The 17,131-nt window shown below is 45.9% G+C and carries 13 protein-coding genes; 12 read left to right on the top strand and 1 reads right to left on the bottom strand.

Annotation, left to right across the window (positions count from 1 at the left end; genetic code table 11):
* Window positions 1–220: 220 nt before the first annotated feature.
* The gene (locus QUA34_RS12900; protein WP_333387032.1) at window positions 221–1,087 is read right to left on the bottom strand and encodes a HEAT repeat domain-containing protein; all 867 of its coding nucleotides are present in this window, start codon (window positions 1,085–1,087) and stop codon (window positions 221–223) included.
* Between the two features lie 215 nt (window positions 1,088–1,302).
* On the opposite strand from QUA34_RS12900, the gene QUA34_RS12905 reads away from it, so the two are divergent.
* The 12 genes from QUA34_RS12905 to QUA34_RS12960 all read left to right on the top strand — a co-directional run bounded on the left by QUA34_RS12905 (window position 1,303) and on the right by QUA34_RS12960 (window position 17,130).
* Window positions 1,303–2,115, top strand: a complete 813-nt coding sequence (locus QUA34_RS12905; protein WP_333328007.1) for an ABC transporter ATP-binding protein — start codon at window positions 1,303–1,305, stop codon at window positions 2,113–2,115.
* 168 nt (window positions 2,116–2,283) lie between these two features.
* Complete coding sequence (locus QUA34_RS12910; RefSeq protein ID WP_333387033.1) at window positions 2,284–3,021, top strand: ABC transporter ATP-binding protein; 738 nt, start codon at window positions 2,284–2,286, stop codon at window positions 3,019–3,021.
* Window positions 3,018–3,878 carry an EamA family transporter gene (locus QUA34_RS12915; RefSeq protein WP_333387035.1) on the top strand — a complete coding sequence of 287 codons (861 nt, stop codon included), beginning with the start codon at window positions 3,018–3,020 and terminating at the stop codon, window positions 3,876–3,878. Before QUA34_RS12910 ends, QUA34_RS12915 begins: the two co-directional genes overlap by 4 nt.
* A 173-nt stretch (window positions 3,879–4,051) precedes the next feature.
* Window positions 4,052–7,957 (top strand): cobaltochelatase subunit CobN, encoded by a 3,906-nt coding sequence (gene cobN, locus QUA34_RS12920; RefSeq protein ID WP_333387037.1) that lies wholly within the window; start codon window positions 4,052–4,054, stop codon window positions 7,955–7,957.
* An 85-nt stretch (window positions 7,958–8,042) separates the two neighbouring features.
* Entirely contained in the window at window positions 8,043–9,677 is a 1,635-nt protein-coding gene (locus tag QUA34_RS12925) for a hypothetical protein (RefSeq protein ID WP_333387039.1), read from the top strand.
* 394 nt (window positions 9,678–10,071) lie between these two features.
* Complete coding sequence (locus QUA34_RS12930) at window positions 10,072–10,992, top strand: NAD(+) kinase (protein WP_333387041.1); 921 nt, start codon at window positions 10,072–10,074, stop codon at window positions 10,990–10,992.
* Window positions 10,993–11,232: 240 nt separating this feature from the next.
* Window positions 11,233–11,718 (top strand): hypothetical protein, encoded by a 486-nt coding sequence (locus tag QUA34_RS12935; RefSeq protein ID WP_333082017.1) that lies wholly within the window; start codon window positions 11,233–11,235, stop codon window positions 11,716–11,718.
* Between the two features lie 169 nt (window positions 11,719–11,887).
* Window positions 11,888–13,864, top strand: a complete 1,977-nt coding sequence (locus QUA34_RS12940; protein WP_333328023.1) for a carbamoyltransferase — start codon at window positions 11,888–11,890, stop codon at window positions 13,862–13,864.
* 117 nt (window positions 13,865–13,981) lie between these two features.
* Entirely contained in the window at window positions 13,982–14,389 is a 408-nt protein-coding gene (locus QUA34_RS12945; protein WP_333328029.1) for an SxtJ family membrane protein, read from the top strand.
* On the top strand, window positions 14,390–14,554 hold the full coding sequence (locus tag QUA34_RS12950) for a DUF5989 family protein (protein ID WP_190657062.1): 165 nt from the start codon (window positions 14,390–14,392) through the stop codon (window positions 14,552–14,554).
* Between the two features lie 4 nt (window positions 14,555–14,558).
* The gene (locus QUA34_RS12955) at window positions 14,559–15,791 is read left to right on the top strand and encodes an SGNH/GDSL hydrolase family protein (RefSeq protein ID WP_333387043.1); all 1,233 of its coding nucleotides are present in this window, start codon (window positions 14,559–14,561) and stop codon (window positions 15,789–15,791) included.
* Between the two features lie 13 nt (window positions 15,792–15,804).
* Window positions 15,805–17,130 carry a hypothetical protein gene (locus tag QUA34_RS12960; protein ID WP_333387045.1) on the top strand — a complete coding sequence of 442 codons (1,326 nt, stop codon included), beginning with the start codon at window positions 15,805–15,807 and terminating at the stop codon, window positions 17,128–17,130.
* The last annotated feature ends 1 nt before the right edge of the window (window position 17,131 follow it).

Here is a 17,131-nt window from a genome sequence, read left to right on the forward strand (position 1 = left end):
ACTAGCTGCGACACAACAGTTTTAGCTTCTGCACCAATCGTCCCCAAAGCAGAGGCTGCACTACCTACGCACATTTGCATTGGAGTCTTTCAGCAGCGGAACTAGCTGCGACACAACAGTTTTAGCTTCTGCACCAATCGTCCCCAAAGCAGAGGCTGCACTACCTACGCACATTTGGATTGGAGTCTTTCAGCAAGACAATTAGCTGCGGCAGTGCAGTTTAAGCTTTTGCACGGATTTTATTCAAAGCAGAGGCTGTACTACTACGCACATTTGGATTGGAGTCTTTCAGCAAGACAATTAGCTGCGGCAGTGCAGTTTTAGCTTCTGCACCGAAACTTCCCAAAGCATTGGCTGCACTACTCCGCACAGTTGCATCTGAGTCTTGAAGCAGGGAAATTAGCTGCGGCAGTGCAGTTTTAGCTTCTGCACGCATCCTTGCCAAAGCATAGTCTGCACGGCTACGCACCTTTGCATCGGAGTCTTTCAGCAACATAATTAGCTGCGGCACAACAGTTTTAGCTTCTGCACCCATCCTTCCCAAAGCATTGGCTGCACGGCTACGCACATTTGCATCGGAGTCTTTCAGCAACAGAATTAGCTGCGGCACAGCAGTTTTAGCTTCTGCACCCATCCTTCCCAAAGCATAGTCAGCACGGCTACGCACAGTTGCATCGGAGTCTTTCAGCAACAGAATTAGCTGCGGCACAGCAATTTTAGTTTCTGCACCAACCGACACATCTGAGTCTTTCAAGGTTTTGACAAAGGCAGGAATAGCAGGAAGACGAATTTGTCTTAGAACCTCAGCAGCACTCTGGCGGACTGACAAATTCTGATCATGCAATGCTTCCATCCTATCAGGGATGGCTGGTTCACCTATTTTTCGTAACAGCCTAATAGCTGGATTAAGTGCCATTTCATCGTTACTCTTTAACTTCTCGGTGAGGGAGGGAATCTCTTTGGGATTAGCTGTGGGTTCGTCCTTAATTCCAGCCGCAGCATTGCGAGTCAACAGCAAAGGGGATGTGAAAGATAGAAACGACAGGGCAATTACGGCAACTAATCTGTGTCGGTAGTGCTTCGTCATGGGCTAAAATCCTTGTGTTTGATGAGCCGTCTCAGCCATTTGAATAATTGTGTATACATTCTCATCAAACTGTTTCAGGACTCCAGGCGATCTAAATTTGTGCTTGTCTGTGGTGAAATCGATCGCCCTAAATACTGCTTAAAAAGGGTGACTTTAAGAACATTCGGCAGTCTAAGGCATAATTAGATATCTTATATTCGTTCTATGATGTGTTTATGATTTCCGAACCCCTTACCCTCTCAACAAGCAATCCTGTTTTAGCAGCCAAAGGATTAACTCGTCGTTTTGGTGGTTTAATTGCTGTAAACAACGTATCTTTTACAGTTGAAAAACACGAAATTTTTGGATTAATCGGCCCTAACGGCGCGGGCAAGACAACTCTATTTAATCTAATGACTGGACTGATACCTGCTTCTAGTGGCAACCTGATTTATCAAAATGAAAATATTTCCCAATTGAAGCCTTATCAAATTGCTAATAAAGGTATTGCCAGAACTTTTCAAAATATCCGGTTGTTTGGGGAACTTTCTGCTGTGGAAAATGTGGCGATCGCCCGACACATCCACAGTCGATCGGGCAATCCCGTTTTATCTGTGCTGGCGGGGATTTTCGGCTTGCCAGCGTCTAACGCAATGGAACGCAAAACCCAGCGAAAAGCCTTAGAATTGTTGGATTTAGTCGGATTGGGCGATCGCGCGGGCGAACAAGCCAAAAACTTGGCCTACGGCGACCAGAGGCGCTTAGAAATTGCCCGCGCTTTAGCCTTAGAACCGCAAATACTCTTGTTAGATGAACCGGCAGCGGGCATGAATCCCAATGAAAAGCACAAATTAAGCGAATTTATCCGAGAAGTACGCCAGCAATTCAATTTAACTGTAATATTGATCGAGCATCATGTACCGCTAGTTATGGGGTTGTGTGATCGGATTGCCGTGTTGCATTTCGGTCAGCTTATTGCTTTGGGAGAACCTGCTGTTGTGAGAAATGACCCGGCGGTGATTGAGGCTTATTTGGGAGATGAAACGTAGAAATTGTAAATGTTTGCCTGCTCTGACGGGGAACGAGTAAAATTAATAGTTAGCCTTAAATGAATCTTCCAGCCCTCTTAAGAGGAATTTAGCTATGAGCCAGGTTTCAACCCCTGGTTCACTGCTGGAAAAGAGACAGTTTTGTTATCAAAAATCCCGTCACACAAAATGCAAGATAGCCCACCTAAAACAAACCAAAACATCCTCTTAGAAATCAAAAATGTTTCTGTAAATTATGGCGGAATTCAAGCCATACAAAATATTAATCTCACGATTAATGCAGGCGAGGTTGTCAGTCTCATCGGTGCCAACGGTGCGGGCAAAAGTACCACCCTGAGAGCGATTTCTAAAATAGTTAATTTGCGGCAAGGACAAATTATTTATAGCGGGCGCGATATTAGCCGCCGCCAAGCTCACGAAGTTGTGAAATTGGGAATCGCCCACAGTCCCGAAGGGCGGCGGGTTTTGGCCCAGCAAACTGTGTTAACTAACTTGGAATTGGGGGCCTATATTCGATCGGACTCGGCGGCAGTAAAAGCCGATTTAGATCGCCAATTTGAGATATTTCCGCGCCTAGCAGAAAGGCGCCGCCAGCTAGCAGGAACCCTCAGCGGCGGGGAACAGCAAATGCTGGCGATCGCCCGTGCTCTGATGAGTCGCCCGAAGCTGCTATTATTAGACGAGCCTAGTTTAGGGTTAGCACCTGCGATCGTCAAAGAAATTTTTGTAATTATTCAAAATCTGCGCTCCACAGGCGTTACAATCCTTTTAGTCGAACAAAACGCCAGTTTAGCACTGCAAATTGCCGATCGGGGTTACGTGCTAGAAGCTGGTAATATTACTCTCACAGGTATTGGAGCGGATTTGCTAAACGACGAGCGAGTCAGGAGCGCATATTTAGGATGATGTGGTTAATTTTGGCGAGTTTGAGCGCTTTTTTTGAAGCAGTAAAAGATGTTTTTAGCAAGCACAACCTGAAAGCAAACGACGAATATGTCGTAACTTGGTCGCTAACATTTTTTACAGCAGCCTTTTTAACGCCGTTGCTATTTATCATAGAAATACCTCCATTAAACCAACAATTTTGGATAGCTTTGTTAATCGGAGGCACCATGAACGCAGTCATTGCTCTCCTCTACATTAAAGCCATCAAACTGTCGGATTTATCCCTCGCCGTGCCACTGGTAGCTTTGACGCCCTTATTCATGCTGCTGACTTCACCGTTAATTGTCGGCGAATATCCCAACTTTTTTGATGGTATTGGAGTTTTTCTCATAGTCATGGGCTCTTATCTATTAAACATCAAAGAAAAATCTCAAGGCTACTTAGCCCCGTTCAAAGCACTTCTGCACCAACCAGGGTCAAAATTGATGTTACTCGTAGCTTTTCTCTGGAGTATTACCACAAATTTTGACAAAATCGGCGTGCAAAACTCTTCCCCAATTTTTTGGGTGTTCGCTTTATTGACGACTATGAGTGTCCTATTGCTGCCAGTTTTACTGCACAAAACCTCTAACCCCAAGCGCCAAATTATCCAGTACTTACCGATGCTAATGGCAACGGGCTTTTTCAATGCTTTAGGAGTCATTTTTCAGATGCAAGCTTTGACAATGACTTTAGTCGTGCAAGTAATAGCACTTAAGCGTACCAGCGTATTAATGGGTGTACTGTTCGGCCATTTCATTTTCAAGGAAAAAGATATTCAGGAAAGATTTTTAGGGGCTGCTATCATGATGGGAGGAGTTTTATTTATAACATTATAAAATTTTCATATTTTATGTAATTTGGTTCGCGGCCTCGGAATGCAAGTCCTCTCCAAAATCCTACGACTTACATTCCGAGGCTGCGAACGCTTTTTTCGTGGCATAATTAAGCGAGAGGCTGTGCCTCTGAGACTTCGTTTAAGTTCGACTTGTTATATATAGAGGAAAAATTAATGCACAAAATAGCCGCCACACCGGGAGGTTGGAACCCTCAAGCAGAAGGAGTAATTTTTATTCAGCAAACCCCCGCACCAATAGTATTTATTAGTGCTGCTGACACAGACATTCAAACACTCGCAGCCGCCGCATCCAAAATGCCGGGAAAATTTCCCCAAGTGCGCGCAGTAAACCTGCTTCAGCTGCAGCAACAACTAACAATTGATACTTATGCCGAGGAAGTTTTAGAACGCGCAGAGGTCATAATATTAAGACTTTTAGGAGGGCGTTCTTATTGGTCTTACGGGTTAGAAATTCTGCGGGAAACTGTGCAGAAAACTAACGCCTCGCTCATTGTAATGCCGGGAGAAGACAGTCCCGATCCAGATTTAATCAGCCATTCCAATGTATCGCTGTCAGCAGTCAATAAACTGTGGCGCTATTTCACAGAAGGCGGAGTCCAAAACTTTGTTAATGCACTAAAATTTGCCGCCGATACTTGCCTCAAAACTGCTTATAATCCGCCCCTACCTCAAACAGTTTCCCGCGTCGGAATTTACGAATGGGGCGGAGAAGCGGGGGCGTGTTTTGCAACTTTACAACCAGATTCAGATCCCCCTAAATCCCCCTTAACAAGCGGGACTTTGACAACTTCTTCCTCCCCCCTTATTAAGGGGGGCTGGGGGGGATCTCCGGGTTTACCAACTACATCTAAAGTCGGAATTTTATTTTATCGCGCTCATTATTTATCAGGAAACTTAGCACCAATTGATGCACTTTGTCAAGCTCTAGCAGAGCGAAACTTAGTACCAGTTCCCGTCTTTGTGTCTTCTCTGCGGGAACCAGATTTGCAAATAGAATTGCTGGAATATTTCCAACCCAAAGAATCAGAACCAATTCAATTATTGCTAAACACTACAAGTTTTGCAGTCTCCGGTTTCAGCAGTCAAGAACCGGCACAAAACAGCTTAAAATCCTTAGACGTTCCAGTATTGCAAGCAATCTTCAGCGGTGGCGGTTTGGAACAGTGGGAAACGGAACTTCAGGGACTTTCGCCCCGCGATGTGGCGATGAATGTAGCATTGCCGGAAGTAGACGGAAAAATCATTACTAGGGCTGTTTCTTTTAAAGCGGTACAGACTTGGAACAGCGAATTAGAAACAGATGTAGTAGGCTATGTAGCAGCGGGCGATCGCATTTCATTTGTAGCAGATTTAACCGCTAATTGGGTGAAGATGAAACAAACCCCAGCCACTAACAGACGCATTGCCATAATTCTCGCAAATTACCCCACTCGCAACGCCCGCTTAGCCAACGGCGTCGGCTTAGATACGCCCGCTAGCTGTGTCGAAATCCTCAAAGCTATGCAGCAAGCTGGCTATCAAATTGAAAACATCCCCGCTAGCGGCAACGAGTTAATTGAACTGTTAACTTCTGGGGTGACAAATGACCCGGAAGGACGCGAATTGCGGCCTGTTCATCAATCATTGGATTTGGCAGAATATGAAGAATATTTTGCTACTTTGCCGCAGGAAGTGCAAGATGGGATTTGTAAAAGATGGGGGATTCCGGGAAGCTATGCACAAGACTTTATAAGTAACAATACGTCTTTTCCGATTCCGGGTATTCAGTTCGGTAATGTATTTGTAGGAATTCAACCATCGCGGGGATATGAACTTGACCCCGCCTTAAATTATCATGCCCCAGACTTAGAACCCACTCATAATTATTTAGCTTACTATTATTGGCTGCGAGAAAAATTTGGAATTGACGCTATAATTCATGCCGGAAAACACGGCAATTTAGAATGGCTTCCGGGTAAAAGTATAGCATTGTCTAACAAATGTTATCCAGAAGTAGCGTTAGGCGCTATCCCGAATTTTTATCCCTTCATTGTCAACGATCCGGGGGAAGGTTCCCAAGCAAAAAGACGATCGCAAGCTGTGATTATCGACCACCTGACACCGCCGATGACTCGCGCCGAACTCTACGGGCCTTTGCAGCAGTTGGAGACCTTAATCGACGAGTATTGCGAAGCCCAAAGTTTAGATCCGTCCAGATTGCCAATGATTCGCGATCGCATTCTCGCCCTCACCAACAAAGAAAACTTAGATAAAGACTTAGGAATACAACTAAATAAATCGGAATTTACAGAATTTATCACCCGAACAGACGGCTATCTTTGCGAACTCAAAGAATCCCAAATTCGCGACGGATTGCACATTTTCGGGCAGTGTCCCGAAGGTAGACAGTTGAGAGATTTGATAATTGCGATCGCCCGCCATCCCACCAACGGGCGATCGGGCATAACCCGCGCCCTAGCAGAAGACTCAGGCTACGATTTCGACCCCTTAACCTGCGATCCAACGTCGATAATTCAGCACCGCACAGCAGGCGATTTAACAGCAGAACTCGAAGAAAAAGCCGCTGAATTAGTAGATAACTTAATCGAAAACATCCGCGTTAATTCGCGTTCATCTGCGGTTAAAAAAGTCCAAACAGGAGAAGCAACCCAACAAGAATTAGACTGGATAAATAACTATCTTTTACCTTCACTCCTCCAAACAAACCAAGAAATTACCAACCTTTTGCGCGGACTAGATGGGCGGCACATACCAAGCGGCGCATCCGGCGCGCCCACTCGCGGCCGACCAGATGTATTGCCCACCGGTCGCAATTTTTACTCAGTAGATATCCGCGCCATTCCCACAGAAACCGCCTGGAGAGTTGGCAGAGTTGCTGCTGAAACTTTAATCGAAAGATACACCCAAGAAAACGGCGAATATCCGAAAACTTTGGGTTTGTCAGTGTGGGGAACATCCACGATGCGGACGGGGGGAGACGACATCGCCGAAGCCTTGGCGCTGATAGGAGTTCAACCAGTTTGGGATGGCCCTTCGCGCCGGGTTGTAGATTTTGAAATCTTGCCAATTTCTGTTTTGGGGCGGCCGCGAGTTGATGTTACTTTGCGAATTTCTGGCTTTTTCCGCGATGCTTTTTTTAATTTAATTGATTTGTTTGACAGTGCGGTAAAAGCTGTGGCAGATTTAGACGAATCGGCAGAAGACAACCCTTTAGCCGCACAAGTTAAGGAAGAGATTTTGTATTGGGAATCTACAGGTTTGAGTCAGGAAGAGGCGCAAGGGCGATCGCAATTTCGAGTCTTTGGCTCAAAACCGGGTGCTTACGGCGCAGGACTTCAAGGCATCATTGAAGCTCAAAACTGGACAGACGACAGCGATTTAGCAAAAGCTTACATTAATTGGAGCAGTTACGCCTATACCTCCTCTAGTTCCTCAAATTTGCCGGGAGATGTAGCAGGAGTTAAACAGAGTGAATGGGGAGGTTCTGCACCCGAAGCATTTGAAAAACGCCTCGGCCAAATGCAAATAGTTCTGCAAAACCAAGACAACCGCGAACACGACATCCTCGACTCCGATGATTATTATCAATTCCAAGGCGGAATGACGGCTGCAATTCGCAATTTGCAAGGCAAAAATCCTGAAACCTATTTCGGAGACAATTCAATTCCTGAAAATCCAAAAGTGCGACAACTCACAGAAGAAATTGCGCGGGTTTATCGCAGTAGGGCTGTGAATCCCAAATGGATAGAAGGTGCGATGCGCCACGGTTACAAAGGTGCTTTTGAAATTGCAGCAACAGTTGATTTTTTGTTTGCTTACGATGCTACGGCAAATTGTGTAGAGGATTTTATGTATGAAGGAATCGCAGAGGCTTACATTTTTGATGAGAAAGTGCAGACATTTATTCAAGAAAACAATCCTTGGGCACTGCGAGATATGGCGGAGAGATTGCTAGAAGCTCGTCAGCGGGGGTTGTGGGAGAGTGCGAACCAGGATACATTGGATAAATTGAGGTCGATCGCCCTGCAAGCCGAAGCCGTCATCGAATCCCATACATAAATACTCAAAACGTCACGATCGTCGCAGCAGAGGAATCGCGGCTTGCGGTAATATCTAGTAATGTTTCGCGATCGCTGAAAGCTTTATGATTCGCCGCTACATTGCTAGCATCAGCACCAGCATCCTCAAACGTACCTGCGCCGCAGCCGCTGTATTAGCCGTAACTTTGGGATGTTCGTCAACGAAGCCACTCAACACCGCAGCGCCATCGGGTTCGATCGACGAATCCGCCGTCCTAGCGCAGTCCCCAACGTCTCTGTTAGCTCAAAACCCCAACAAAACCAGAAAATCCCTCAGCCTTCCCTCTTGCCCGCAAAACGATGCCTTCACGGAGTCAGTTAACTTTGCCACCCAAGCTTCTAATTTGGCTCAATCAGCCAATTCAAAACAAGACTGGGACGAAGTAGCTGCCCTGTGGGTGCAGGCCGTCGCCTGGATGCAAGCCGTTCCCCCCGGCAGTCCCAGACGGGCGTTTGCGGAGAAAAAAGTAATCGAGTACATGAGAAACCTGGTTTATTCCCAGCAGCAAGCGAGCGCAACCAGATCGCAAGCCAGTACAGTCAGCTTCAGCAGCGATTTGCTCAACGAACAACTACAACTTTACCTATCCTACGTTGCTGCGGTCGGCCCACCAGATGTTTTGATTGTCGGCAGTTCCCGCGCATTGCAGGGCGTCGATCCCAGACAGCTAAAACAATCTTTGGCCCAAAGGGGCCGTCCGGGCTTAAAAGTATTTAACTTTTCAGTCAATGGCGCAACTGCACAAGTCGTTGACTTTCAACTACGGCGGCTTTTGAAGCCCGGTCATTTGCCTCAAATGATTGTCTGGGCTGATGGTGTGCGGGCATTTAACAGCGGCCGGGACGATCGCACTTTTAATTCGATCGTCGATTCTGAAGGCAGCCAACTTTTAGCAGCAGGCATTCGCCCCCAACTGGAGTTGGAGGAACCCAACGAGATTCCGATGTGTTACAGATTCCCGCAACCCTGCGCTAACAACAATTTCCGCAAAGCATTTACCTCTATTGATCGACAGTCCAGTGGAACGGGCATCTTGCCCGTTGCCTCAAATGCTACAGGCGGGCAAGACACCCACCCCCCAATCAAATTCCTCTCCAGTGGAAGAACGGGCATTTTGCCCGTTGCCTCAAATGCTGCAAGATATGAGGTACAACCGATCGCAGCGGATGCAGCAACTCAAAAAACACAATTGATTCCAGTCTCGCGACGCACAACAGTAGCCCTCAGACAACTCAACCAATTGGCAGATTCGATCGACTCCAACGGATTCATGGCGATGTCGGGCACTTACAACCCCAACACTTATTATCGAGAACGCGCTTACGTTTCAGGTCAGTACGATCGCGACTACGAAAACTTTAACCTCGGAGGCAAACAAGCAGCAGCCTTTAACTCAGTTGTAGCATTTACCAAAGCTCGCAAAATTCCCCTAATTTTCGTCAATTTGCCCCTCACCGACGACTACTTAGACGGAACTCGCCTGCGGGCAGAACAGCAGTTCCGGCAGAGAATGCAGCAACTCTCGCGGCAAAAAGGCTTCGCTTTCCGCGACTTGTCGCAGCGGTGGCCGGGCCGCAATGACTATTTTGTTGACCCCAGCCACCTCAACCGCTTTGGGGCGATCGCCGTTTCTCGCTTACTCGCGGCCGATTCCAGCATTATCTGGCCACGGCCCAAATCCAGCCGCAGCGAGGGGTGAAGGAAGTTCGGCAACCGATTCTGTAACGGATGTAGCGGATATAACGGATGTCAGTCCGATGGAAGTCGGAAGAAGGAAGATGTGGAAATGCAGTCATAATATTTTTTATTCCCGGCTTTCTTTTTACCAGGCAGATCCTGGTAACGCAGATCCACAGGCTCTGCCTCGCAATACTCAAAAATAGTTTAAAATCTAACCTGATGCCCAAAACCAATTTGTGCGATCGAACATTTTAAGATATTTCACTCAGCCTAAAATCTAACAATCAAAAATCCATAGATTGTGAGCTCACTCTAAAATCTAACAATCCAAAATCCCAAATCTAAAATCGATAGGTTGTGAGGTCACTCTAAAATCTAACAATCCAAAATCCAAAATCTAAAATCGATAGGTTGTGCAACTAAAACAAGTAATTATCGCCCACAAAGCCAGAGATACCCTTAGCCAGCGGTGGGCAGAACAATGTGCCCGCCAATTAGAAAGTCGCGGGTGTCAGGTTTTAATGGGGCCAAGTGGCCCGAAAGATAACCCGTATCCGGTGTTTTTAGCTTCTAGTAACAGCCCAATTGATTTAGCGGTAGTGCTGGGGGGTGACGGTACGGCCCTAGCTGCCGCGCGGAATTTGGCGGCTGACGGCATCCCGATTTTGGCAGCGAATGTGGGGGGACATCTGGGTTTTTTAACCGAGTCTTTTGAGGATTTCCAAAATACTGAGGAGATTTGGGACAGACTTTCGGAAGATAGGTATGCTGTGCAGAAGCGGATGATGTTGCAGGCAACAGTTTTTGAGGGAAACAGAAGCAATCTCGAACCCCAAAGCGATCGATTTTTGGCACTAAATGAAATGTGTGTCAAACCTGCTTCAGCCGATCGAATGCCGAGCTGTATTCTAGAAATGGAAGTTGACGGCGAAGTAGTCGATCAGTATCAAGGCGACGGTTTAATTGTGGCAACTCCCACCGGTTCGACTTGCTACACCGCATCTGCCAACGGGCCGATTATGCACTCGGGAATGGAGGCGATCGCGGTTACTCCGATTTGCCCTTTGAGTTTATCCAGTCGGGCGATCGTCCTCCCGCCCGGTTCAGTCGTCAGCATTTGGCCTTTAGCAGATTACGAACTCAGTACCAAACTCTGGACAGACGGCATTTTGGGTACTGCAATTTGGCCAGGACACCGCGTAGACGTGCGGAGGGCAGACTGCGAAGCCCAGTTTATCATTTTGCGGGAAAACTATTCTTATTTCAACACTTTGAGGGAAAAACTTCACTGGGCAGGAGCCAGAATTCGCTACAGCAACAATCACCGCAATTAATCCGAATCATTCAATAGACATCTCCAGAAAAGCCAGTCTTGAACAGGCATCCTGCCTGTTCCACAATAATAATAATTATTGGATAAGTCTAATATCAACCCGCATTAACCTGTAGGGGCGAGTAAGCGTGAAAAAACCTGTTAAATCACCAACAATCTAGATACAAAAACCACCCTCAGCCAACCCATAATCTTTGTACTTTGTTAAGATCGCTCAATATCTTGACAAACAGCCTGATCTATGCAGCTTTTCAAAAAATCAACCCGACCTTTCAACCCTCAAGATACATATCCCTGTCCCGTGTGCCGCACCGGTCAAATTTATACCATGCCGATGATGGACGCCCTAGCTTGCAACTTCTGCCAGCACATTTATACCGCAAGCGTTGAAAGACAATCGCTCCAAATGGCAGATCGCCAACCGCCCGTAACTTGGCACTGGAACGGCAAACAGTGGATAGGAGCCCACCTCGAAGGCGTAGAATTCGGATGGCCCTACTGGGCAGCGGCTCTGGGTCTAATTTTCCTTCCCACTACTTTGCTGGGACTTTCAGCTTACTATTTTCCCCCGGTTCCCGGCAGCCGCTTGTCGTGGCTGCCCCTAGCTTGGACAGGCTTAGCTTTTTTGTCGCATTTAGGCATTGTGCTGTGGTTGGTAGGTGAATTTTATCAATTCCCGGTGGTCACTTACTTCAGAGCTTGGGGTCGCAGGATAAGCCGGCGCTAGCTTAAATGCTGTCCAACAGCCGATCGTCCGAGGGCTGCCCACCGACATCAATCCAGGTAAAATTAGAGGCGATCGCAAAATTCAATTCCCAATCAGCACTTATGCAGCTATAATCGTTAGCTATTCTAAATAGTCAAAAGCAAACGCATTGCGATTTGTGAGGAGAGCGATGAACATACTTGGAATCTCGGCGTACTATCACGACAGCGCCGCAGCCTTAATTCGCGACGGAGAAATTATAGCAGCAGCGCAGGAAGAAAGATTTTCCCGCAAAAAGCATGACGCCAGATTCCCTAAGAATGCGATCGCTTATTGCTTGAAAGAAGCGAACATAGATTTGCGGGAAGTCGATCGAATAGTCTTTTACGACAAACCTTTAGTCAAATTCGAGCGCCTTCTCGAAACCTATTTAGCCTACGCACCCCAAGGTTTTCGCTCTTTCCTAGCAGCCATGCCGATATGGCTCAAAGAAAAGCTTTACCTCAAAACCATGCTCAAAAGAGATCTGGCAGCAATAGCAAACTGCAAAACGAATAAACTGCCATCTCTGCTATTTACCGAACACCACCAATCCCACGCAGCATCGGCATTTTTTCCCAGCCCCTTTGAAAAAGCAGCCGTTTTGTGCCTCGACGGCGTGGGCGAGTGGGCCACAACCTCGGTTTGGTTGGGAGACGGGAACCAACTGACACCTCAGTGGGAAATCGATTTTCCCCACTCCTTGGGTTTGCTTTATTCAGCTTTCACCTATTACACCGGCTTCAAAGTCAACTCTGGTGAATACAAACTCATGGGTTTAGCTCCTTACGGCGAACCCAAGTATGTAGACAAAATTCTCAACTATTTAATCGACCTCAAAGATGACGGAACTTTTCGTTTGAACATGGATTATTTCAACTATACAGTTGGCTTAACCATGACAAACAAGAAGTTTGACGAACTATTTGAAGGGCCGCCGCGTCAAGCTGAAGGAAAATTGACTCAGCGAGAAATGGACATTGCAGCTTCCATTCAAGTTGTTACCGAAGAAGTTGTTTTGCGGCTGTGCAGAACAGTTAAAAAAGAATTGGATGTCGATTATCTTTGTCTTGCCGGCGGCGTTGCTCTCAACTGTGTTGCTAACGGCAGACTCTTGCGGGAAGGTATTTTCAAAGATATTTGGATTCAGCCGGCAGCCGGAGATGCTGGCGGTGCTTTGGGCGCGGCTTTGGCGATTTGGTATCAGTATTGCGAACAAACTCGCACTGTGAGCGCGAACTCGACAGCAAATAGTATAGAATCCCTCAAAACTGAACTGATCACGACAAACGTAGCGGTTGAGGAGAGGACTGAAGTTCTCACTGCAAACCCAGCGGTGGCAACTGTGGCGAAGTCGGTTGCTCATTTAACTTGTCACGATCAAATGCGCGGCTCATATTTGGGGCCGAGGTTTACTGACGCAGAAATTCTCGAATATTTGGATGCTGTCAAAGCCAGCTATCACCGATTGGATGATGCCGAATTAATGCCACAGTTGGCGGAGATTTTGGAACAGGGAAATGTGGTGGGATGGTTCCAGGGGCGGATGGAATTTGGGCCGCGGGCTCTGGGCGGTCGATCGATCATTGGCGATCCCCGCAGTGCTAAAATGCAGTCCGTGATGAACCTGAAAATTAAATATCGGGAATCTTTTCGACCTTTTGCTCCGTCAATCTTAGCCGAACGAGTTGCGGATTATTTCGAGATTGACCATTCTAGTCCTTATATGCTATTGGTAGCACCTGTCAAATCCAGTCTCCGCATTCCGATGACTCCCGAACAAGAGCAGTTGTTTGGCATTGAAAAGCTCAACATTCCCCGTTCCGAGATTCCGGCTGTCACCCACGTCGATTACTCGGCTCGCATTCAAACTGTTCACAAAGAAACGAATCCTCGCTACTATGACTTAATCAGCCATTTTGAAAAGCGATCGGGCTGTTCTATTGTGGTAAATACTTCTTTCAACGTTCGAGGCGAACCCATTGTTTGCACTCCAGAGGATGCTTACCGCTGTTTCATGCGAACCGAAATGGACTATCTGGTTTTGGAAAATTACTTGCTTCCCAAGTCCGAACAAATTCCTTGGAAACAAGATGATGCTTGGAAAAATGAATTTGAACTAGATTAATTATTAGTCAGTTGGCAGTGGGCAGTTGTGAGTTGTTAGTGGGCAATTGTCATTCTTCCTTCTTCCCTCTTCCCTCTTCCCTCTTCCTTCTTCCCTCTTCCTTCTTCCTTCTTCCCCATGAGCGACGAAATTAAAAAACTCGACAAAAAAGGCTTGCGCGATTTCGGGCTGCTAATTGGCGGCTTGATTGGAGTGCTGTTCGGTTTAGCAGTACCTTTACTGCGGCGGCATTCTCTACCTTGGTGGCCTTGGGCAATCTGCGGAGTGCTAGTGCTGCTAGCATTGGTGGCACCAAAATCGCTGAATCCCGTTTATCACGCGTGGATGCGCTTTGGACTTATTCTTAACAAAATCGAAACGCCGATCGTCCTAGGGATAGTTTTTTACCTGATAGTTTGGCCGATGGGAGTGCTCAAAAACTTTTTCGGCGAAGATGCCATGCGGCGAAAACTCAATCCGAAAATGGATACTTACCGCGTCCCAAGTAAAGCAAGAACAAAAGTTAGTATGGAGCGTCCTTTTTAAGTGTTTGAAGCAACTTTAGATTTTCTCAAAGATTTGTGGGCGTTTATGAAAGAACGCCAAAAGTATTGGCTGTTGCCGCTCATTGTGACTTTAGTCTTTTTGGGAGCTTTGATTGTATTGAGTCAGGGTTCTGTGATTGCTCCATTTATTTACACGCTGTTTTGAAATAATGAGCAAGTTGAAAAATTTGGGTGTCAATTTGGGCTTGACACTCGGTGGTTTATTGATGGGGGTGGTAATTGGCGAAATTGGATTGCGAGTTGCTAAAGTCGAGGGCTATCCAAAAATAGGAGATTTCGTAGACTCGGCGCCCACTCGTTTCCACACTTCCGATCCAAATTTGGGCTGGAAGCTGAAACCGGGCGCGTCGGGGGAGTGGAATGGGGAAGGTGCGAGTTTTGTGCAGGTGAATAGCGAGGGTTTGCGCGATCGTGAACACACAAAAGCAAAACCTCCAAATACTTTGCGCGTTGCGGTTTTAGGCGATTCTTTCACCGAAGCAATTCACGTACCTGTCGAACAAACTTTCTGGTCTAAATTGGAACGAAAGTTAGGCACCTGCGAAGCTGTTAAGGGACGCAAAAATGTTGAGGTAATGAATTTCGGGGTGCAGGGCTACGGTACTGCTCAAGAATTAATTATGCTGCGAAAAAAAGTATGGGATTACAGTCCTGATATTGTAATTCTTGCTTTTTTTATTGGCAATGATGTGATAAATAATTCGCCGCAATTGGAATACGATCGCTACCGACCATTTTTTGCTTATGATGCTAGCGGCAAGTTAGTACCGGATATGTCTTTTCGCAATCTGGCGCCGATCGACCGCAACGAAAGAGCAGTTTCCTTTGTAGACCGGATGCCCAGTTTGATCGTCAACAATTCGCGCATTTTGCAAGTCATTAAAAAGGTAGACTTAGATCGGAAAAAGCGGGAGTTGTCCGGGCATTTTACCACTTTAAGTACCCTGAACCTCAAGGAACCTCAAAATGCAGCTTGGGAAGAGGCGTGGAGGGTGACAGAGGGTTTGATTGTGACGATGCGGAATGAAGTCGTGCAGAAAAATGCTGATTTTTTGGTGGTGACAATCGGCGATCCGATGCAAGTTAGACCGGAGGCCGATCGGCGAAAAAATTTTATGAAAAAAAACAACATTCAGGATTTGTTTTATCCCGATAGGCGGCTGGAAAATTTGGGCGCGCGCGAGGGTTTTCGGGTACTAAATTTATCGGAACAGATCCAAGGTTACACTGAAAAATATCAAGTCTGCGCCCACGGTTTTGATAATTCTGTACCCTGTGGGGGTCACTGGAATGAACTCGGACACCGACTGGCTAGTATCCTGATTAACCGAAATTTGTGCGAAAATTTGAAGCAGTCTCAAGTACCCAAAAAACAACCGTAATCAGTCAAATTTCATGAAAGATTCAACGGCTTTGAAAAAAGGCAAAAACATATTAATTATAGTCGCGGTTAATTTGGCGATCGCCTTTATTTGTCTGGAAGCTTTATCGCTAGCTTTTTATTTTATCAACCAAAAGCAGTTTTTTTATACCAGAACTAAAGCCAAAGAAAAAGTAGTAGAAGATATTGAAAGGATCGGCATTAGACTTGATGAATCTATCGTAGAAAGACTGCACCCACTTTTTGGTTACGTGCTAAAACAAGGGGCTTTTACCAATAAAAAATTAAAGTTAAAAGTCAACAAAGACGGCTTTTTTTCACTCTACGAATATCCGTTTATTAAAACCAATAAAAATCAAGTTATTATCGGAGTTTTTGGGGGTTCAGTTGCGAATAACTTTGCAGTCGATGAATACGTAAATCGCAGATTGTCTAACAAATTGAAGAGTTATCCAGAATTTGCCAATAAGGAAATTATTGTCTTAAATTTTGGCAACGGGGGCTACAAACAGCCCCAACAATTATTAATTTTAAATTACTTTCTGGCGTTGGGTCAAGAGTTAGATTTAGTCATAAATATTGATGGTTTTAACGAAGTAGCACTGTCTAATTTAAACAACAAAGCCCAAGTAGAAATAGGAATGCCCAGCGTTCAGCACATACAGCCTCTGACTGGTTTAGCTAGCAACAACTTGTCACCGGAAGCGATGAGTTCGATCGTGCAAATTAACGAAAACAAAAAACAGTTGAAAGCAGGTATTGACAAATTGCAAACTTGTCAACTTGCTTTGTGTCACGCTGTCACCTCGCTACAGGTGAAACAATTAGTCAACAATTACCAGCAAGCCGTTGTCAAGTACGATTCGCAAGTCAAACAATCCAGCCCAGACACCGCAAATAGCGGTATAGTATACATTCCCAAAGCTGACTTTGTTTTGCAGGATGCCGCTGCTTTTGACAAAATGGCATCGATGTGGTATCAATCGTCGATCGGGATGAATCAAATTTTATCAAGTAGAAAGATTAAGTATTTTCACTTTCTCCAGCCCAACCAGTATTATCCCACTAAGCGAGCGTTTACCGCCAAGGAAAACGAAATTGCGATCGACCAGAAGAGTCCTTACATTGAAGGTGTGAAAAAAGGTTATCCAGTATTGTTGTCCAAAGTCGATGATTTGCAAAAAGCTGGGGTTAATGTTTTTAGCGCAGTGAATATTTTAGACAATACAAAAGAAACGGTTTACAAAGATGCCTGCTGCCACTATAATTCTGTCGGAGACGAAGTATTGGCCAACTATGTTTCTAGTTCCATTATTAAAGTAGTAAGAGAGTCGAAATAGA

The organism is Microcoleus sp. POL10_C6 (assembly GCF_036701585.1).
Taxonomy (GTDB): domain Bacteria; phylum Cyanobacteriota; class Cyanobacteriia; order Cyanobacteriales; family Microcoleaceae; genus Microcoleus.

Coding starts and splice junctions, on each gene's coding strand:
- QUA34_RS12900 (WP_333387032.1), bottom strand. CDS start 1,087: ATGACGAAGCACTACCGACACAGATTAGTTGCCGTAATTGCCCTGTCG.
- QUA34_RS12905 (WP_333328007.1), top strand. CDS start 1,303: ATGATTTCCGAACCCCTTACCCTCTCAACAAGCAATCCTGTTTTAGCA.
- QUA34_RS12910 (WP_333387033.1), top strand. CDS start 2,284: ATGCAAGATAGCCCACCTAAAACAAACCAAAACATCCTCTTAGAAATC.
- QUA34_RS12915 (WP_333387035.1), top strand. CDS start 3,018: ATGATGTGGTTAATTTTGGCGAGTTTGAGCGCTTTTTTTGAAGCAGTA.
- cobN (WP_333387037.1), top strand. CDS start 4,052: ATGCACAAAATAGCCGCCACACCGGGAGGTTGGAACCCTCAAGCAGAA.
- QUA34_RS12925 (WP_333387039.1), top strand. CDS start 8,043: ATGATTCGCCGCTACATTGCTAGCATCAGCACCAGCATCCTCAAACGT.
- QUA34_RS12935 (WP_333082017.1), top strand. CDS start 11,233: ATGCAGCTTTTCAAAAAATCAACCCGACCTTTCAACCCTCAAGATACA.
- QUA34_RS12940 (WP_333328023.1), top strand. CDS start 11,888: ATGAACATACTTGGAATCTCGGCGTACTATCACGACAGCGCCGCAGCC.
- QUA34_RS12945 (WP_333328029.1), top strand. CDS start 13,982: ATGAGCGACGAAATTAAAAAACTCGACAAAAAAGGCTTGCGCGATTTC.
- QUA34_RS12955 (WP_333387043.1), top strand. CDS start 14,559: ATGAGCAAGTTGAAAAATTTGGGTGTCAATTTGGGCTTGACACTCGGT.
- QUA34_RS12960 (WP_333387045.1), top strand. CDS start 15,805: ATGAAAGATTCAACGGCTTTGAAAAAAGGCAAAAACATATTAATTATA.